This is a genomic window from Streptomyces sp. SCSIO 30461, assembly GCF_037023745.1.
Taxonomy (GTDB): Bacteria; Actinomycetota; Actinomycetes; order Streptomycetales; family Streptomycetaceae; genus Streptomyces.
The window spans coordinates 3,350,717-3,368,489 of the sequence record NZ_CP146101.1 but is presented as its reverse complement, the minus strand read 5'-3'; the positions used below and the strand labels follow the sequence as shown (position 1 = coordinate 3,368,489).

At 69.6% G+C, this 17,773-nt stretch carries 11 protein-coding genes and 5 pseudogenes; 8 read left to right on the top strand and 8 right to left on the bottom strand.

Features of this window, described 5'->3' with window-relative positions; translation table 11 throughout:
- Window positions 1-128: 128 nt before the first annotated feature.
- The 5 genes and pseudogenes from V1460_RS14785 to V1460_RS14765 all read right to left on the bottom strand — a co-directional run.
- Window positions 129-449 (bottom strand): annotated as a pseudogene (locus V1460_RS14785) (hypothetical protein); the annotation flags it as partial.
- 257 nt (window positions 450-706) lie between these two features.
- Window positions 707-1,957: a TIGR02679 family protein gene (locus V1460_RS14780; protein ID WP_338674183.1), complete on the bottom strand. Its 1,251-nt coding sequence runs from the start codon at window positions 1,955-1,957 to the stop codon at window positions 707-709.
- On the bottom strand, window positions 1,954-6,111 hold the full coding sequence (locus V1460_RS14775) for a TIGR02680 family protein (protein ID WP_338674182.1): 4,158 nt from the start codon (window positions 6,109-6,111) through the stop codon (window positions 1,954-1,956). Before V1460_RS14775 ends, V1460_RS14780 begins: the two co-directional genes overlap by 4 nt.
- Entirely contained in the window at window positions 6,108-7,454 is a 1,347-nt protein-coding gene (locus V1460_RS14770; protein WP_338674181.1) for a TIGR02678 family protein, read from the bottom strand. Before V1460_RS14770 ends, V1460_RS14775 begins: the two co-directional genes overlap by 4 nt.
- Complete coding sequence (locus tag V1460_RS14765) at window positions 7,451-9,004, bottom strand: TIGR02677 family protein (RefSeq protein ID WP_338674180.1); 1,554 nt, start codon at window positions 9,002-9,004, stop codon at window positions 7,451-7,453. Before V1460_RS14765 ends, V1460_RS14770 begins: the two co-directional genes overlap by 4 nt.
- Before the next feature lie 205 nt (window positions 9,005-9,209).
- Between V1460_RS14765 and V1460_RS14760 the strand changes: the two are divergent.
- Window positions 9,210-9,410 (top strand): annotated as a pseudogene (locus V1460_RS14760) (PaaI family thioesterase); the annotation flags it as partial.
- 29 nt (window positions 9,411-9,439) lie between these two features.
- Here the strand turns inward: V1460_RS14760 and V1460_RS14755 are convergent.
- The gene (locus V1460_RS14755) at window positions 9,440-9,850 is read right to left on the bottom strand and encodes a cupin domain-containing protein (protein ID WP_407077458.1); all 411 of its coding nucleotides are present in this window, start codon (window positions 9,848-9,850) and stop codon (window positions 9,440-9,442) included.
- 315 nt (window positions 9,851-10,165) lie between these two features.
- Between V1460_RS14755 and V1460_RS14750 the strand changes: the two are divergent.
- The 5 genes and pseudogenes from V1460_RS14750 to V1460_RS14730 form a co-directional block, all read left to right on the top strand.
- Window positions 10,166-10,663, top strand: a pseudogene (locus V1460_RS14750) (IS630 family transposase); the annotation flags it as partial.
- Window positions 10,664-10,669: 6 nt separating this feature from the next.
- Window positions 10,670-11,035, top strand: a pseudogene (locus tag V1460_RS14745) (TetR-like C-terminal domain-containing protein); the annotation flags it as partial.
- Window positions 11,036-11,167: 132 nt separating this feature from the next.
- Window positions 11,168-11,590 (top strand): DUF350 domain-containing protein, encoded by a 423-nt coding sequence (locus V1460_RS14740; RefSeq protein ID WP_338678054.1) that lies wholly within the window; start codon window positions 11,168-11,170, stop codon window positions 11,588-11,590.
- A gap of 191 nt (window positions 11,591-11,781) precedes the next feature.
- Window positions 11,782-11,976 carry a hypothetical protein gene (locus V1460_RS14735; RefSeq protein WP_338674179.1) on the top strand — a complete coding sequence of 65 codons (195 nt, stop codon included), beginning with the start codon at window positions 11,782-11,784 and terminating at the stop codon, window positions 11,974-11,976.
- 157 nt (window positions 11,977-12,133) lie between these two features.
- Window positions 12,134-13,021, top strand: a pseudogene (locus V1460_RS14730) (SigB/SigF/SigG family RNA polymerase sigma factor); the annotation flags it as partial.
- Window positions 13,022-13,151: 130 nt separating this feature from the next.
- On the opposite strand, the gene V1460_RS14725 reads toward V1460_RS14730, so the two are convergent.
- Window positions 13,152-14,264, bottom strand: coding sequence for a hypothetical protein (locus V1460_RS14725; RefSeq protein ID WP_338674178.1), 1,113 nt, complete (start codon window positions 14,262-14,264; stop codon window positions 13,152-13,154).
- A gap of 169 nt (window positions 14,265-14,433) precedes the next feature.
- On the bottom strand, window positions 14,434-14,859 hold the full coding sequence (locus V1460_RS14720; protein ID WP_338674177.1) for a CBS domain-containing protein: 426 nt from the start codon (window positions 14,857-14,859) through the stop codon (window positions 14,434-14,436).
- A gap of 207 nt (window positions 14,860-15,066) precedes the next feature.
- On the opposite strand from V1460_RS14720, the gene V1460_RS14715 reads away from it, so the two are divergent.
- Both V1460_RS14715 and V1460_RS14710 read left to right on the top strand, forming a co-directional pair.
- Window positions 15,067-15,267 (top strand): DUF6381 family protein, encoded by a 201-nt coding sequence (locus tag V1460_RS14715; RefSeq protein ID WP_338674176.1) that lies wholly within the window; start codon window positions 15,067-15,069, stop codon window positions 15,265-15,267.
- Window positions 15,268-15,350: 83 nt separating this feature from the next.
- Window positions 15,351-17,699 (top strand): SpoIIE family protein phosphatase, encoded by a 2,349-nt coding sequence (locus V1460_RS14710; RefSeq protein WP_338674175.1) that lies wholly within the window; start codon window positions 15,351-15,353, stop codon window positions 17,697-17,699.
- Window positions 17,700-17,773: the final 74 nt, after the last annotated feature.

Sequence of the window (17,773 nt, the reverse complement as noted above, 5' to 3'; positions counted from 1 at the left end):
AAAAGGGTGCCGGGCAGGGAAAGATGCCTGGCCGTGGGCATCTTGGGCCTGGTCATCGACTGCGTCGCGCTGCCCGCCTTCGCACACGAGGACACCGCCGGCATCGCACTGCCGGACGGTGTCGCCCAGCAGTGCGGCGGACCATGCGGCGAGTGGGCTGCTCGTGTCCGGGCGGGCGGAAGACTGCCGGGCGACGGGCAGGTCACCGAGGTGGAACGGAACGGCTCGTCGGAAAGAGTCCATTGGGCCCACCGGCGAGTGTCGGGACTGATGTGCACGACGGTGCTGCGCAGGACCTGCCGGTCCTCCTCCGGTTGGTCCGGCTCGTGTCGGCCGCGAATGATGGCCAGGCTGCTCCGGCCGAGGCTGGTGAGCGTGTCGGAGAGGCATCCGTCGTCACCGGCCAGGTGCCGGGGCCCGAGCCAGTACACGGGCGGAGGGCTGGCCAGGGTGGAAGGCTCGCGTGGGCGCGAAAACCCAGGTCACAAGCACAAACTGTGATCTCTACCGAACCCGGAGCGGTTCACACCTGCGCGAATCAAGCTGTCGCGGAGCCGTCGAACGGAAACATCGACGCAGGATTGCCCCGGTCCAATGCTGATTGGATGCCGACCTACCTGATGAGTCACCAGGTAGGTCGGCGGATCCAGAGCCCGTTGCTCCTGAGGTGACTGGAGTCAACGGTGGTGAGGTAGAGGATGCTTCCTCAGGCAATCGCTTCGACCAGGTCTGCCAGCAGGATGTCAGCCACCAGTTCCTCGACCACGGCGGTGCCGTGTTCGGCCATGACACTGGTCAGCTCTGGGTCCCAGGGAGCCTCGGTGAGTCGGCCGGGCTCACGTCCGTGCGGTGTGCGGGCGACCGCGGCGCGGTAGTCCGCCGCCGTCATGCGCCAGGGTCGAGCCGGCGTCTTGTCCAGAAGATAGGCGGCGATGCGGATGCCTTCGCCATCGAAGTCGCCGTGGTAGCGGAGGGTGGCACCCCGATCCGCGAGAAGGCGGAGGAGGTGGATGGCCGCGCTGTTGGGCCATCCGGATGTGCACACCAGCGGAGGGCAGTCCGGACCGAAGCGACGTACGGCCAGAGCCAGGATGCTGGGGTTCTCTACGGCGTGAACGACGGGTGCCGGATCGGAGGCGAGGGTGAACTCGCCCGGGGCCCGCAGCTGGGCGAGGGTCAGACTGGCGGCCTGACCAACGTCGGCACAAGCACGGGCAACGCTGGCGAGTGGGCCTTCGCCGGCCGGGCGTAGGCCACCGACGAGAACGGTGGCCGACAGGTCGTCGTCGGCGACGCCCGCGCGAGTCCACAGGGCGCGCCGGTCCGCCGCGGACTCCGGCGCGGCGGTGTCGTGAAGAGTCGCCAGAGCACGAAGGACGAGTGTGGACAGGCGGGTACCGTCGTCGAGAGCGTGGGAGTCACCTTTCAGGACTCGGGCAGCGAAGACGGGCAGGGGCTCGGCCTGGGCCGGGAGTTCCGCGAGCACTGTCAACGCGTCTGCGAGCAGGTTTCGGGTCAGTTCCGGTGAGCCACTGACCAAGCCGGTGGCTCGGCACGACGCAGCCCAGCCGGCTAGCGCGGGCTGGGCCCGCACAGTCGTATGGCCGTCCAACCATGCCCACAGCTCGGCACGTTCGTCTTCCTTTCGGCGTCGTTCAGTCGCGCGATCGTCGAGGGGGCCTACGAGTTCGGTGACGGTTTCACGAACCGAAAAGCCGGACAGCTCGGTGACGGCCTCTTCCAGGCGGGCCAGTGAGACGGAGGGGTGCGGATCCGGTAGGCGGTCCAGACCCAGAAGGTCGGCGAGAGCCTCGCGCTGAGCTTCGTCAAGCGGTCCGAGGCGCACCCGTGTGACGGGGCGGCCGGAGGACAGTCGGCTGTGGACCGTGTGCCAGAGCGAGCGGAGCTCGGGACGACGCAGAGTGCTTCCACCCGGGGCCGGTTCGGTGTGCGTCATCCCGCCTCCAAATCGGTGCCGTTCCAGACGAAGCGAGCGCTGGTCACAGCGTCATCGTCCCCGTCGGTGAGGAGTTGGTGGACAGCGATGCCAGGTAGTTCGCCGTAGGTGCACCACTCGTGGTCGGAGGTGACCATGAGATCAAGGTCGAGTGCGGTGAGCAGGGCGAAGACCTGTCCGCGGTTGACTGCGTCCACGCCGACGAAGACCTCGTCGAGCAGGATGGGGCGGGGTGCCAGCGGCACAGCCTCGTAGTGGGCGGCGACGGCCGCAAACAGTGGCAGGTGCAGGGCGATGGCCTTCTCTCCGCCGGAGAGTGCGCCGTGCAGCTTCTTGGTCAGCGGCTGCCAGCCGGTCCCGTTCGCCCGATCGAGGCGAACGGTGAAGCGGTGCCAGGCGGTGTAGTCGAGCACCTCGCCGAGCTGCTCCTCCCAGCTCGCGGCCGTATCACTGCCCTTGGCCTCCTCGATACGAGCGCGGAAGAAAGCGTGCAGGGCTTCCCGGTCGGTCTCGTTGACCCTGCCGGGGTCCTTGAGCAGCAGCTGACGGGCGGTGCGGGTACCCTCCGGGAGATCCGGACGGACGTCCCAGACGAGCTGGACGGCGACGTTGGAGGCGGTACGAACCCTCTCCAGATGCCCGTTCATACGGTGGACGAGTTCGCCGGCCTGGCGGATGCGGGCGGCGAGGTGACGGCGGATGTCGCCGGTGAGGATCTGGTCGAAGAGGCTTCGCTCGGCGGTGGTGATGTCGTCACGACTGCGGTCGCGCTCCTGGGTGAGCGTGGTGAGCAGGCCCGTCGCCCCCAACCGCATACCGTCCAGGGTGGCGGTGAACAGCTGGATGTCGTCGTCGGGCTCCAGATCCAGGTCGGCACGGGCGCCGAGGCGCTGGCGGGCTTCGTGGACCGCTTCGGAAAGGCGGGTCGCGGCATCGCCGAGATTGCGTGGGGCGTGCGGGATGCCTGGCCACTTCGCCGCTGTGGCACGAGCGGCCTCCAGCGTGGCCCTCGTGCCGTCTCCGGCGTCGAGTTCCGGTGTGACGCCCGCATCCTCCACGAGCCCAGCCAGACACAGATGCCGGAACCGGTGCGCCGCGCGGTCCCGGGTGGCGGCGGCTTGCTCCCGTCGTTCGGCATCCCGACCACTGGTTGCCCGCAGACCTCCGATACGGCCTTCCAGGCGCAGGAGGAGATCGGCCGCCCGACCGGCCTCCTCACGACAGCGTCGCAGTTCGTCGCGCGCCTCGGCGACGCGCGCGACGATCTGCCGGTAGTCCTCCCCGACGGTGGCCTCCACCGCCTCCAGGCGCGCCTTCAGTCCCGCCGCTTCGGCTTCGGCGGCAGCGGCGTTCTCCGACTGCTCCTCGGCAGCTCGGCGCGAGCGGTCTGCCTGCGCGGTGATCTGACGAGCCCTGTCGGCGGCGGCGGTCGCGGTGAGACGGGCGTCCACCCAGTTGTCGGCGGTGTCCCTGAACCTGTCGACGTCGGAGGAGATCTCATGCAACCGGTCGCGATCGGTGGGCAGTCCGTGTTCGGCCGCCCTGCGGCTGAGGGCGCGCAGAGCGCCTGCCACCTCAGTCTCGCACCGGGCCAGACGGTCGGCCGCATCACGCACGGCATCGTCCCGGGCGGCAACCTTCTCCTCGGCTGCGTCCCAGGCACGCCGACGAGCATCGAGTTCACGGTGGTCGGGTCGCGTAGAGCGGTCCGCCTCCAGCCGGGCGCGGCGAGTGCCGAGGCCGCGCAGTCGGTCGTCGAGCATGGCCAAGGAGGCATTCGTCTCGCTGATGCACGCGGTCAGTTCACCGATCCTGCGCTGCCGGGCACGTTGCCGCGCGAGAGCACCGATGTAAGCGGGTTCCGGCTTGCTCCACGTTCCGGTTGCGAGCGCGAGGCGCCAGGAACCGTCGGCGGAGACGGCCGCCGGGTGACCGCCGGGCAGCGAAGTGCCGTACGCGACACCGGCGAGGATGCGGGTCACGGTGTCGACCGGGACGGGGATGTCCTCCTCGGGTTTCAGCACCTCAAGCAAGCTGGGCCCCGAGGCGGGCACGGCGAGGTCCGCCTCGGCCCTGGTGTCGTGCCCCGGCAGGGCGATCCCGTCATAGGGGCTGACCCAGGCATCCAGGAGGCCCGATGCCTCGAGTGCCGCCTCCACCGCGGCCTGCACGGGAAGCGGAACACCTTGGTGGAAGGCGATCAGTCGCCACAGAGGTGCGCCCGCCGTCGCCGTGCGGACGGTGGTGCGGGTGGGAGGGGGCAATGGCGGCAGGTCGGTCTCGTCACTGAGCCGTCGGACTTCGTCCTCAAGTCGGCTCCGCTCGTCCCGCAGCTTCAGACGTGCGGCTCGCGCGGTGGCCTCCGCTGTGGCGATCTCTTGTTCCAGCGGGCGTGCGGCGGCGGCGACCAGCGCCGCCACCTCGGCCTCGTTCGCGGCTCTGGCCACCAGTTCCCCGGTGTCGGCAATGCGCAGTTCCGCGCAGTCACCGGCCCAGGCGAGCAGCCGTTCCGCCTGTACGGCAAGGGCGCCGTCCCAGGCTTCGGACGCCTCGTCCCGCCGGGCGATCGCCTCCGTGAGCCGACTGCGGGCGTCCTCCAACAGACTTTCGGCGGCGCCCCGGTCGCGTACCGCGCAGTCGTGCTCATCCCTCGCTTCGGTGATGAGGGCGACCTGCCGGTGTCGGGCAGTGACCGCACCTCGCAGCAGCCTGCGGGCCTGTCGTGCCCCGTTCTCGCCCGACGTATGTGTACCGGCCGCACCCAAGGGCCCACGGCCACCGGCTTCGTGCCCCGGACTGTCTGCGAGGTTTCGTACGGAATCCGTGTCGAGAAGCGTCTTCACCTCATGATGGATCGACTCCATACCTGCCGTCCGGGCCGACCGGTGTGCTTCCTCGGCGGCTTCGCGCGCGTGCTCGTCGAAGGTGCCGGCCTGGGCCGCCGCCGCGTCGGCGTGCTTCTGGTCATCCTCCGCGCTGTGCTGAGTGGTCTGCGCAGTGGCGCGCTGTCGCCTGGCGACGGTTGCCGCTTCTTCGGTACGACGGCGGAGCCGGTCGAGTTCCCCGCCCTGCTTGTACGCGTCGCTGTCGCGCAGCCCCTCGACCGTCTCCTCCAGGGCGTACGCGCGCAGTTCCTGTTGCTCGCGCCGGGCCTGAGCGGACTCCCTTTCCATCAGCGCCTGTTCGAGTTCCTCGGCGCTCTGGCGTGCGGCGCGGGTGAGGTCATCCATCTCCGTGGTCGCCGAGATCAGCGCGGCCGAGCCGGCACGCAGGACACGTCGTGCGTAGGCGCGCTGCCGGGATGCGACGGTTTGTGCCGCTGTTACCTCCTCGTCGAGGCGTTTGAGGTGTTCGCGCTGGCGGTCCAGCCGCTCGAAGCCTTCGGCGAGTTCGGAGATCTCGCTTTCGCCCAATGGGGGAAGGGCGCGGGACAACAGGGTGGAGAGCAGGGAGGGATCGAGCCGTTCGGACAGTTTGGGCTGGCGCAACTGGAGCAGGGCGGACAACAGCGACTCGTAACGCTGCTCCCCCATACCGGCGAACAACTCACGTCGTACGGCCGTGCGGTAGTCGGTGGCCGAGGCATGGACGTCTCCGCAGTCGCGCACGGCCTCGACCAGAGCTGCGCGTGTCAGCGGCTGTCCCGCCTCGTTGACGAGAAAGACGCCGGCGGGGTGGGCGATCCTGGAGCCGGTGGTGAAGTAGTCAGCGTGAACACCGCTTGTGTGCACGCTCGCCTGCAGACGCGCACCACAGCCGAACCACCGCTCGGCGCCATCGTCGTCGACGCGGCGGAACTCCATCCACACATATCCGACACGGGTCTTGCCGGCGGCGCCTTCGCCAAGCAGGTTCCAGTGCATGGTGCGTTCCGAACCGCCGAACGTGGACAGCCGGTTGGGACGCAGGCTGGCGTCGAAGAGGAACGGCAGCAGAAGCTCCAGCGCCTTGGACTTGCCCGATCCGTTCTGGCCGCGGAGCAGCAGGCGGCCCTGATGGAAGGTGAAGGTCTCGTCGTAATAGCGCCAGACGTTGAGGATGCCCGCGCGGTACGGCTGCCAGCGGCTGCGGGCCGCATCCACCGCCGTCGCCGGTGTCGCAGGCGCCTCGGCGGACTCGGGCCGCCGCGGGACCGGAAGCTCTGTCACACTCACTTCTGATCTCCTTCTGCCGCGGCGCGACCGGGAGCCACGGCGCCTGCCCTCTCGCGCTCGCCGACGTCCCACGCCGGTCCAAGGTCGTCGACAGGATCCGGACTGGTCGTCCCCGCCAGGCGATAGCGGTACGCGGCCGGGCATGCGACGACACGCCCCCCGGCCGCACGGACGAGCCCGACATCACGCAGGGCGCGTACCGCGTCGTCGGAAAGCCGGACCGCGCCGCCCTCGGACTGATACGCCTTGGCCCAGCGCGGGAAGCGGCGCAGCAGACCCACTCCGGCCTCAGCAAGCTGCTCGGGCAGCATTCCGGCGGGCGTGGCGCAGAGCGGCTCCAGAAGGAGCAGTGCGGCAACCCTGGCAGTGGAGGTGTCGTCGGGGAAGCGGACATCGGTGGCGATCCCATCCGGGTCCACGAGCAGGAAGCCCTCCGCGCGTTCCTCCAAGAGGAAGCCGGCCTGTTCGACCGATCGACGGAGAATCTGACGTCCAGTCAGAGACATGATATAGGCCAGCTCGTCCTCGGCGAGGTCGGCCCGGTACAGCACGGGATCGTCGAAGAGGCGCCGCAACACCGAGTGGCGCAGCCTCAGATTGCGTTGTGCATCAGTGGCGGCGCTCTCGCCGTGCGTCTGGTCGGCGGTCACGTCGACCACCGCGCCGCCGTAGCGGCGCTCCCGCACCAGGCCGGTGAGGAGTTCCTCGAACCGCGCGGGCACCTCGTCCGGGGGCACGGCGAGTCGGGAGGCGCCGACGGGCGCGGCGGGCAAACGCATCAGCAGGGTGGTGTCCACGCGGTAGAGGACTTTGGCCTCTGCGGACTCGACGTACGCCTCGGTCGTACCATCCACCGCGCGCAGCACGTCGTAGGACTCCAGCAGCTTCAGGACATCGACGAATGCCATCCGCTCCGGCTTGTGGACCGGGTCGAACGCGGCCAGCGCTCGGTCGGCCGCCGTGGCCTGGACGACGCGGTCGGCGAGCATGCCAATAGTCGTTATCGGCATCGACAGCAACTCGGCTGCGGTCACACACAGCAGCACGTATCGCAGACGGTCGAACGGGACTCGGCCGGAACGCGCCCTACGAGCCGGGCGAGAGCCGTCCGGGTTGGCGCGCACCTTGGTAAGGCGGGCGTAACCTCGGCGGGGCTCCACCACCAGGCTCCAGCCGCAGGTGTAGTCGAACCACTGGGCAAGCGACTCGCGACGGCGTCGTACCAGTTCGAAGCCAGTCGGATCGGCGGTCTCGGTAAGCAGGGGGCGGGCCAGGAGGAGACGGATGGCGCGGGCGACATCCTCCCGTTCCGCGGCGGCCAACTGGTTGGCGAGGGTACTCATCCTGCGGCCTCCCGCGGCGTGGCGCGGAGGGTCGAGGAGACGGTCGCCCCACCCGCCGCTGTGATGTGGACGACGTAGTCCGGTCCGGTCAGTGAGCCCTTCGCGGTGTGCAGTACGGCGGTGCGCTCATCGGAAGGCGGTGCCAGGGCGATCTCCACGCGGCCGTCTCCCGTCGTGGCGCGCCTCAAGCCGCTCGCGTCCGGCCGGGCCGCCAAGGCGCGGCCGAACAGGTCGAGCAGACGGTCGAAGACAGCGGGATCCAACGTGCCGAAGAAGGACAGACGAACAGGTCCCGCTGTCTCCAGCACCTGCCAGGCGCGTGCGAGCTCCGCTCGCTCCCTGCGAGCCCGCTCGGCACGCTCCGCTCTGACAGCCGCAACGTCCCGCACCTTGGCCGTGCGAGTGAACCGCTCCGTCCGTCCACTGGTCCGCAGCAGCGCCGACACTTCCACCGGTGGGGCCTCGGACCAGGAATGGGACGACGGGATCAGCTCGGGGTCCGAGTGGGCGAGATGAGCATGGCGGGCCGAACCGAGCCCGAAAGCCGCCGACCAGAGCCGGTGCAGGTCCTCTTCCGCGGGGGCCTCCGCGAACCAGCGTGCCAGCTCCCGAAAGTCCTGCACGGCGCTGGAGGAACGGCGCCTCGACTCATTGATCCGCTCCAGAACCTGCAAGAGCGAGACAATAGCCCGCCGGGCGATGTCGTGCAGCTGCTCAATCCGAGGTCGGGCACCGTCGTCAGCCAGGAACCATGCACGCAGACCCGCCCAGCGCGCCCGCCTGCTCTCCAGCCAGCCGGCCGCGGGATCCTCACCGGCCACCGGCGGGAGCTCTGCGACGCGCAGGGCCCGCTCGCGCAGTACGGCGGTCCCCCTCTCCTCCACCCGAGCCACGGCAGCGGCGACCGTCTGCCCGCGCCGGTCGAGGTTGACCAGGAACTCCTGCAGATACGCGACCGTGGCAGCTTTGACTTCGCGGAACACCTCCAGATCCGCGCCCTCGGCACGCAAGAGGCGCTGCAGTTCTCCGTTGAACGCCTTGGTGTTTTCCACCAGAGCGTCCAGATGCCCCTCCAGCTCCCGCAACGTGCTGAAGATCCGCCGGTCGGCCGACGCGGGTTCACCGGAGAGCACGCACAGCTCGTCGAGTCGGTCGGCGATCGCCTCCAGCACGGCCGTCTGTAGCGCACCCGTTGAGGCGAGAACCTCAAGCGCATGCCGCACTCCGGCAAGCGCGGCCTCGCCCCGGCGGGTCAGCGAGTATTGCAGGTTGCGCCGTTCGTATTCCTCAGCCGTGCGGTAGTTCTCCGCGTGGTTGTGCACCACATCCAGGAGCTCCCACTGCACGAGTCTCCTGAGCGCCTCATACAGATCCTCATTCTCAACCGCCGCCACCCAGCCGACTCCGCGCAGCCGCTCTCGCACCGCGTCGAGCCCCAGCGCCGTCTCCAGGTGCTCGCTGGCGACACCGAAGACGTCCAGCACTGCTCCGTACAGATCGGACCTCTCCACCGTCGTGAACCGGAACATCTCCGGTGGCACCCTGCGCACGCCTGTCGCCCCTTCCCCGCTGCCCGACGGCATCCGGATCTCCACCGTAGAGGGCGGCGCTGACATTCAGGGGCGAGTCACGGAACAGCGGTTTCGACCGGCGAGAATCGGGCGGCCTCATGGCCGATGCCCTTGCAGGCTCGGCGGCGAAGGCGGTCCGATCTTCGTCTCCTGCAGGAGCAGGGTCCAGGCCGTGCCCGTGGCACAGGTCTACAACCCCATCGGCAGCGTGCACGGCGGCGCCTACGCAACCCTGCTCGACTCGGCAGCGGGATGCGCGGTGCCGTCGACCCTCCCGGCGGGCATGGGCTACACCTCGGTCGATCTGAACGTGAAGTTCCTGCCCCTGAGCACCGTCGACACCGGCAAGATCCGCGCCGTCGGCGCGGTCCGCAACAGCTGGCGCCCCGCACCGGCATCAGCCCGAAGGGTGGCTCATTCGTCGTTCGGGAGCAGGTGGAAGTCATCGAAGTGGAACCCCGGCGAAACCACACAGCTCACCAGCACCTCTTCGTCGCCAGCCGGACTGGCGGACTGCCAGTACCCCGCAGGGACGAGACCTTGCGGGCGCTGGCCGTTCGCGAGATCAGCGCCCAGGACCATGGTCGAAGGGCTCTCGCTCGGCTCGTCGCCCGTACCCCCCAGCCGCAGATGCAGGGGACCGCCGCGGTGCCACAGCCATAGTTCCGGCGAACGCACCGTGTGCCAACGCGAGCCCTCACCCGGAGTCAGGAGGAAGTAGATGGCGGTGCAGACGGGACGGCTACCGGGGTAGCCGTCCGGATGCACAGCCGTGTCACTTCGCCAGGTCTCCTTGTACCAGCCCCCTTCCGGGTGCTTGCTCATGCCGAGCAACCGTGCCGTCTCAGGCTGACGCGGACTCACCAACGGTCGTCTCCCTTTCACCGGGCCGGGCGCGGCCTGCCTATCGTGACAGCCCGATGTCAACATGCCCGCCGCCACCGTCGCCACTCCCGCGCCGATGGCTGCCTCCGACGCTCCGGCACCCTGCCGGACGCGGCGACGTGCTCCGTGCTGGAGGCCGGCATCGGTACGGGGCGGGTGGCGATCCCTCTCGCGCGCGGTCTCGACGTCCGTGGGATCGATCTCAGCGCGCGGATGCTCGAACAGCTCAGACTGATGTTCGAGGGAAACCCCTATGTGGCCACCGGCAAGGTGATCGGATCCCTCCACCGCCGTCACCGCGCCGAGGAGTTCAAGAAGTTCCTGATCAAGCTCGACAAGCAGGTGCCCATCGGGCTGGACATCCATCTGATCTGCGACAACTGTGCCACCCACAAGACGTCGGACATCAAGAAGTGGCTGCTGGCACACCCCCGCTTCCACCTGCACTTCACCCCCACCGGGGCGTCCTGGCTGAACCTCGTCGAGCGATGGTTCGCCGAACTCACCAACAAGCAGATACGGCGAGGCGTCCACAAATCCGTCCCCGCACTGGAGAAGGACATCCGCGACTGGATCGCCGCGTGGAACACCGACCCCAAGCCCTACATCCGGACGAAGACCGCAGACGAGATCCTCGAACGCCTCGGCAGTTATCTGGAGCGGCGCGGGTACGCCCGGATGACCATCGAGCAGGTGGCATCCGACGCCAAGGTCGGCAAGGCGACCCTCTACCGGTCGTGGGCCTGCAAGGCCGCCCTGGTGCTCGATGCCGTCCGCAGTCAACTCAGGGACGTGCCCACCGCGGAGACCGGGGACACCCGCGAGGAACTGCTGAGCGTGGCGAAGGAAGCCCTGGCAGGATTCTTCGGCTCCCCTCGGGTCCGGGCCATCCTGCCCGCACTGATCGCCGACACCGCACAGGATCCTGAACTGCGGCGACGCTTGCGCGAAGAGGTACTGGAACCGCGCCGGGAACAGTCACGAACCGTGCTGGAACGGGCGATCAGCCGCGGCGACCTTCCCGAGGACACCGACATCCGGCTGGCTCTGGAGATGTGGGCGGGAGCGATGATGTTCCGCGGCGTCCTCTACGACGAGGGGTACGACGACGCGGCACTGGCCCGCATCGTGGACGCCACGCTGGCGTCCCCCCCCGCGCCTCCACACCGACGCCCACCAGCGCTCCTGAGCACTGCCTGCGATACATTTTGCCGTCGCTCCGACCCACGATTTCCGGACACGAAAGACGGCTTCCCAATGACCGACATAGTCAATGGACTGGGCCGGGCCACCGCCTACGGTGCCCTCGGTGTGGTGCTGCTCATCCTCGGCATCGTCCTGGTGGATGTGCTGACGCCCGGCAAGCTGGGCCGGCAGATCTGGGAGGAGCGCAACCGCAACGCCGCGGTACTGCTGAGCTCCGCACTGCTGGGGATCGGCGGGATCGTCTTCACCTCGATCTGGACGACATACGACGACTTCACCAAGGGACTTGTGTCGACCGCCGCGTTCGGCCTGCTGGGCCTCGTACTGATGGCCGTGGCATTCCTGATCGTGGACCTGGTCACCCCCGGCAAGCTGGGAGCGACGCTGGTGGAGAACGAGCCGCACCCCGCGGTGTGGGTCACGGCTTCCTGCAATCTGGCGGTGGCGGCGATCGTCTCGGCATCCATCGCCTGATCCAAACGAAAGGCACTGGCGCCGAGCGGGTCGGTGTGACCGCCGAACGCGGTCGCACCAGCCCGTATGTGCACCAGCCCGTATTCGCGCGCACACAGAGCGAATTCCCCCTTGCATCCGGGCTGCGTTTCGCGCCGTCCGGCGTGATGCTGGTACTCAGCCACTCACGACGGGACCCACCGGAGGCACCCATGGCAAAGGACAAGACCGAAGAGCCGGAGAGCACGAAGGCGCCGATGCGGATCTGGACCGGATCGGAGCGCCCTTTCGACCCCGAGGATCTGGTGATGGCGTCGGGGCGTGAATGCACGCCGGCGAATGTCGAACGCGCCCGCAAGGAAATTGCCGAGAAGGGCGCGGCGGCACTTGAGCGCTACCTCCCCTGACGCACGGTTGGAATTCATCACGCTGAGCATCCGCGCGGGATGCACGGGAATCGCAAGGCGTCAAAGCACAACAAATGGGTACCAAGAGGTATGGAGTTCGACTGGCGTATCGCGCCGCATCCGGCGGCGCAGGCCTTGCCCCGTCGTAGGAGCCTCGATGTCCACCTCACTTCCGACCCGACATACCGGCGTCCGTGCCGCCGGACGCGAGCGGCCGGCGGCATCGGACGCGACATGCCGCCCCGGAATGCGCGGGCTGCCCGAGATACCGGACCCCCGGACCGTCAGCACGGCTGACGCGCGAGCGCTGTCGGTGGTGCTGCTCCGGCGTCTTGGCACGCTGGAGGAGGGCACCGAGCAGTATGCATACGTACGCAACACACTGGTGGAGCTCAACCTCAGTCTGGTGAGGTTCGCGGCGGGCCGCTTCCGGGGACGTTCCGAGCCGATGGAGGACATGCTCCAGGTCGGCACCATCGGCCTGATCAAGGCGATCAACCGCTTCGACGTGGAGCGTGAGGTCGAGTTCACCTCCTTCGCCATGCCCACGATCGTCGGGGAGATCAAGCGCTTCTTCCGTGACACGAGCTGGGCCGTGCGGGTCCCCAGACGGCTTCAGGAGCTGCGGCTCGACCTGGCGAAGGCGTTCGACGCGCTGGAGCAGGAGAGCGGACGGGCCCCCACCACCGCGGAACTCGCCGACCGTCTGGAGATCAGCGAGGCGGAGGTCGTGGAGGGTGAGGTGGCCGCCAACGGATACGCGGCTCACTCACTCGAACCGCTTGACGACGACGAGACCGGCAGCCCGCTGGCCCGCAGACTGGGAGCCGACGACCCCGCACTCGATGTCGTCGAATGCCTGGAGTGCCTGAAGCCGCTGATCGCCGGGCTGTCCGAGCGGGATCGTACGATCCTGTCGCTGCGCTTCGGCGACGAGCTGACGCAGTCGGAGATCGGCACCCGGCTCGGAATTTCGCAGATGCATGTGTCCCGACTGCTCGGACGGGTGCTGGAGGAACTGCGCGCCGGACTGCTGACGGACGAGACGCTGACCGGTGACGCCCGTCCTGACTCCGGCCCGCGGACCGACGAGCACCACGCGGAGCCGCGGTCGTTATTACACGGGATCACACGGAACACGCGGGAGAACACCGTACGACGCGGGATCAACGGATCTACGCGGGGTTGCCCGGGCCCTTCCACATGGGTGGCTGCGGCAGTTGTGACGTGCCCCGCCGTGCCCTCCGCAGCCCGAGGGCGAAGGAGCCCAGTCCTGAGGCGACGATGAGCAGGGCGGTACCCGCGAACATCGTCATCGGATCGGGAAGTCTGCCAAGCCGGGCTAGCCAGGGCTCGGGTCTGCGGGGCAAGGTCAGATTCGCCGAGACCTCCTGCTTCGTCTTGCCGCTCTCCAGACCGAGCGTGACATCCCACGGTCCGTCGGGCAGCATCGGGGCGAGACCTGCCGACACCGTGCCGATGCCGCCCGGGGGCAGGGTCGTCCCGGGCTGGATGGGGAACGGACCTGCGCTCATCAGACCCGGCCCCTCGGTCAGCTCCAGAGCACCGCTCAGGTCCAGCGCACGGCCCCCGGTGTTGCGGACCTGCGCGGTGAGCACGGGAACCCCGGACTCGCTCCTGTGCACGCGGTACGCGCCCACCTCGAAGGACGAGGGCGGTTCCGCGCCCTTGCCGACATGGACGTACATCCGGACGCCCACTCGCTCGCCGTTCCCGGCGGCGGCGGACGAGGCGGGAGCGGACGCGGCCGATGGCGCATTCGACGCGGACGGCGTACCGGCAGCAGCGGGTTCCTTGCTCTGGACCCACAGCTCCGCGTAGCGCTCCCCGGTCGAAGCCGTCGCAGGCACGGCCAGCCTGACCTTCACCTTGGCCTTCTGACCGGGGGCCAGAGCGAGGGTGGACGGAGTGACGGTGACCCAGGAGGTCAGTTCGTTCGATGTCCGGCCCGGACTAAAGACGAAACGATTCCCCTTGATCTTCGCGTCCGCGGGGTACAGCTCCAGCACCCGGCGCGCCCGCGTACCGTTGGACACCTCGACCTGATGTTCGACGGCCGCCCCGGGCTTCAGGTGGTCGACCATGCTCCGCAGCGCCCGGGGGTCTCGGCCGGCCACGGGCGGGTCGGCCAGACGGACCGCGAACGGATCCTTGGAGGACTCGGGCTCCGCAGCTGAGTGCGTCGCAACCACCCGCCCACCGGGGCCCGTTGCCGCGCCACCGGGCGTCACGGCCGTCGGCACGGCCACGACCGGCGACACGGCCATCGCAGCAACCGCTCCGGACACAGCCGTTACGGAGATCGCTCTCGCGCGCATGGGTTCCCTTTGGTCGCGTTCGGCGGACGTTGGACACGTACCACGGTCCGCCGGCGCCCATCACACACCGTTCGATCCCTGCCCCATTCGGCGGCAGAACGCCACCCGAACCAGCAGGTCATGCACCGCTGTTCGGCGGCGCGGCACTGATGTCCGCGAGAGTGGAACGCGGGTCGTCGGCCCGGGCGAGATCCCCGAGGGTGACCACACCCCGCACGCGACCGTCCTCCACGACCGCGAGCCTGCGCACCATGGCCGCGCGCATCAGCCGCGCGGCCTCTTCCGTGTCCTGGTCGGGCCGGACGGTCCGGACACCGGGACTGCACACCGAACGCAGCGGCGTGCGGTACGGGTCGTGCCCCATCGCGACGGCGCGGACAGCGATATCACGGTCCGTCAGAATGCCCAGCACCCGGTGGGCCGCCACGACCAGCACATCCCCGACGTCCTTGTCCCGCATCAGCCGCGCGGCTTCGAGAAGGGTGGCGTCCGGCGACAGAGACAGGGCCCGCTTCGTCATCACGTCCCTCACGAGATGCGCCATGGCGCCCACCCTCTTCGCATCGCTGACATACGGCGTCTTCCCAGGTATGCCCGGGATACCCATCGGAGCCCGATAAGGAGCCCGGTAACCGGTAACAGGTAACCGGTCATCGCAGGCAGTGGGCGTGATCGTCACCGTGGGTCACCCGAACGGATGCGAGCGTGACCGCCGCGTGTTTGCCTGGCTGGTGGCCCGGAAGGAGAAGCCATGACCACTGCAGATGAACCGGTGAGGACGCCCGATGAACTCCGCGTGATGGCGGATGAGCTGGCTCGCGGCGCCGAGCGCTGCACCGATCCCGAGCACCGGGCGCGACTGCGGCGCAAGGCCGCGCGCCTGCGCGAGCAGTGCGATGGCCGTGGCGACGGCGGACGTGACCCGGCCGCCCCTGCGCACAGGCAGCCCTGACCGGCCTGGCGGGGCACCGACCGGAAGCGCTGCATCCGACGCGCGGGTAAAATCCGGTGCGTCCCTGGCGAGAGGACACAGCCATGCCCGACCACGGGCGGGACGCACCGGAGCCTGACCGGCTCACCACCACCGTCACGCAGCTCACCGCGGAGCTCACGCGGCTGCGGCGCGGTCTCGGACGCCGTCATCTGCTCGACGTCGCGTCAGGGGTCGTCGTCGCCCAGCTCGCAGTCTCCCCCGCCGACGCGATGGAGCACCTCGCCCGGCTCGCCGATTCCACCGGGGTCTCGGTGGAGGATCTGGCTGCCGACATCGTCAACGGCGCGTCGGGCACGATGGGCTCGCCGGGCGCGGAAACGCCGCGTCTCGCCGACGGCTCCGACAGCGCGGACAGCGACTCCGACGGCGGGCAGCGGACCGATGACCCGGCCGCTCGGACATCGGCCCGCCGGGCACGACGTACCGAGGCCGCCGCCGATGCCAACGCCACGACGGGCGGCTCCATCGACGAAGTGGCCGAGACCGTGCTGGAAGGCGGGCTGCGCCCGCTCGGAGTGCGCGGCCTGTGGCTGTTCCGGCGTACCGAGACGGACTGCCTCGAACTGGCCGGGCAAGCCGGGACAAGCCCCCTGGAGACCAGGCACTGGCAGTGGGTGCCGGCCGGGCTGAACAGTCCGCTGCACCGTGCGCTGGCCGATGCCGCGCCGGTCTGGCTCCCGAACGGCCCACCAGGGGGCGAGCACCTGCCGGGATCCGCTCCGGGGGGCGCACGCGCCCTGCTGCCGCTGCGCCGCCGCGGCACGGTGACAGGCCTCGCGGTCGTGGACTGGACCGGCCCCCGCGAGCTGGACGAGCCGACGCGGCGCACGCTCACGGGTCTCGCGGTTCCGATGGAGCGCCTCCTTGACGCGGGTGACGCGGGTGCTGCCCGTACCGCGGGCCACGCCGATCCAGCCGTGCCGGCCCCGCTGCTCGACCAGCTGACGCATCCGGGAATGGCCCTGCGCACCGAGCCGTCGACCGGTGCCCTGCACATCGAGTACCTCAACCGACCGGCGCTGGACTGGGCGGGCCGGGTGCACGGAGCCGCCGGACGACCGCTGGCGCAGGTGCTCCCCGCCGTCGAGGCCGACATCGGGCGGCTGGCCCGTCGGGCGCGCGAGACCGCTGCTCCCCAGCGTGCCGCCCGGCTTCCGGCGTCGCACCGCGCCGGTGACCCCGACCCGCTTCATGACGTACGGGTGCTGCCGATGGGCCCCGACCGAACCGTGGTGCTCTGGCACGGCGCCACCGATCCCGGTATGTCACTGACCCGTGTCCTGGGCAGGCTGGAGAACCTGGCCGCGTTCGAGGACGACCTGATCGCCGGGACTTCGCGGTGGAGCGAGCAGGCGTACCGCATCTTCGGGCTCGATCCCGGCACGCCCGCGGTACCGCTGCGCCGGCTGGCACCCCAGCTGGCCCGGGACGAGGCGGGAAAGCTGGAGGACCTGCTCACCGAGCTGACGCAGCGGCACCAGGGCGCGTACACGGTGGTGCGCGCGCTCCGCGAGGACGGCGGTCTGCGGCATGTCAGGATCGCGGCCGAGCCTCTGCTGACGGGGGGTGTACTCACCGGGATCACCGGCGTGTACCAGGACGTCTCGGCGCAGCACCACACCGAGATCGCGCTCAGTGCGACATACGACCGGTTGACCGTGACACAGCAGCAGTCGGCGGTGCGCCATCAACTGGTGCTCCAGTTGCAGCAGGCGATCGTTCCCGAAGTGCCGGTCCTGCAGCAGCTGCCCGGCCTGCAGGTCGCCGCGCGCTACCGTCCCGCAGCCGAGGACTTCCGGGTCGGCGGCGACTGGTACGACGTATTGCCGCTGCCCAACGGCCAAGTGCTGGTGGCCGTCGGAGACATCGCAGGCCACGGCATCGACTCGGTGACGGGCATGGTCTCGCTGCGCAACGCGCTGCGCGGGCTGGCGTTCACCGGCCACCCGCCGGCGCGGCTGATGGCCCTGCTGAACGAGGTCACGATGCACACCCACGGCCATCCGACGGCCACCGCGGTGTGCGCGCTCTACGATCCCGCCGACCGCTCCCTGCACTGGGCCAGTGCCGGTCATCTCCCCCTGCTCCTGCTGCGCGACGGCCATGCGCGCTTTCTCGACCCGCCGCGCAACATCCTGCTGGGCGCCATACCGTCGGCGCGGTACACCGACCGGATCACACCGCTCGCGCGGGGGGACACACTGCTGCTGTACACGGACGGGCTGGTGGAGCGCCGCCACACGGGACTCGACGAGAGCCTCGCGGGGCTGCGCCGTACGGCCGAGCGGCTCCGCTCCGGCACCCTGGACACCTTCACGGACCAACTGCTGGGATCGGTGACCGGTGACACCGACGACGACACGAGCCTCGTGGTCGTCCGGATCGCCTGAGGCCGCCCGGAGCGCCGTGCGCGATCCGCCGTAGCCGCGGCGGTCGCGCGGTCGAGCTCCGCTGGACCGCACCC

Coding starts and splice junctions, on each gene's coding strand:
- V1460_RS14780 (WP_338674183.1), bottom strand. CDS start 1,957: ATGACGCACACCGAACCGGCCCCGGGTGGAAGCACTCTGCGTCGTCCC.
- V1460_RS14770 (WP_338674181.1), bottom strand. CDS start 7,454: ATGAGTACCCTCGCCAACCAGTTGGCCGCCGCGGAACGGGAGGATGTC.
- V1460_RS14755 (WP_407077458.1), bottom strand. CDS start 9,850: ATGAGCAAGCACCCGGAAGGGGGCTGGTACAAGGAGACCTGGCGAAGT.
- V1460_RS14740 (WP_338678054.1), top strand. CDS start 11,168: ATGACCGACATAGTCAATGGACTGGGCCGGGCCACCGCCTACGGTGCC.
- V1460_RS14735 (WP_338674179.1), top strand. CDS start 11,782: ATGGCAAAGGACAAGACCGAAGAGCCGGAGAGCACGAAGGCGCCGATG.
- V1460_RS14725 (WP_338674178.1), bottom strand. CDS start 14,264: ATGGCCGTGTCGCCGGTCGTGGCCGTGCCGACGGCCGTGACGCCCGGT.
- V1460_RS14720 (WP_338674177.1), bottom strand. CDS start 14,859: ATGGCGCATCTCGTGAGGGACGTGATGACGAAGCGGGCCCTGTCTCTG.
- V1460_RS14715 (WP_338674176.1), top strand. CDS start 15,067: ATGACCACTGCAGATGAACCGGTGAGGACGCCCGATGAACTCCGCGTG.
- V1460_RS14710 (WP_338674175.1), top strand. CDS start 15,351: ATGCCCGACCACGGGCGGGACGCACCGGAGCCTGACCGGCTCACCACC.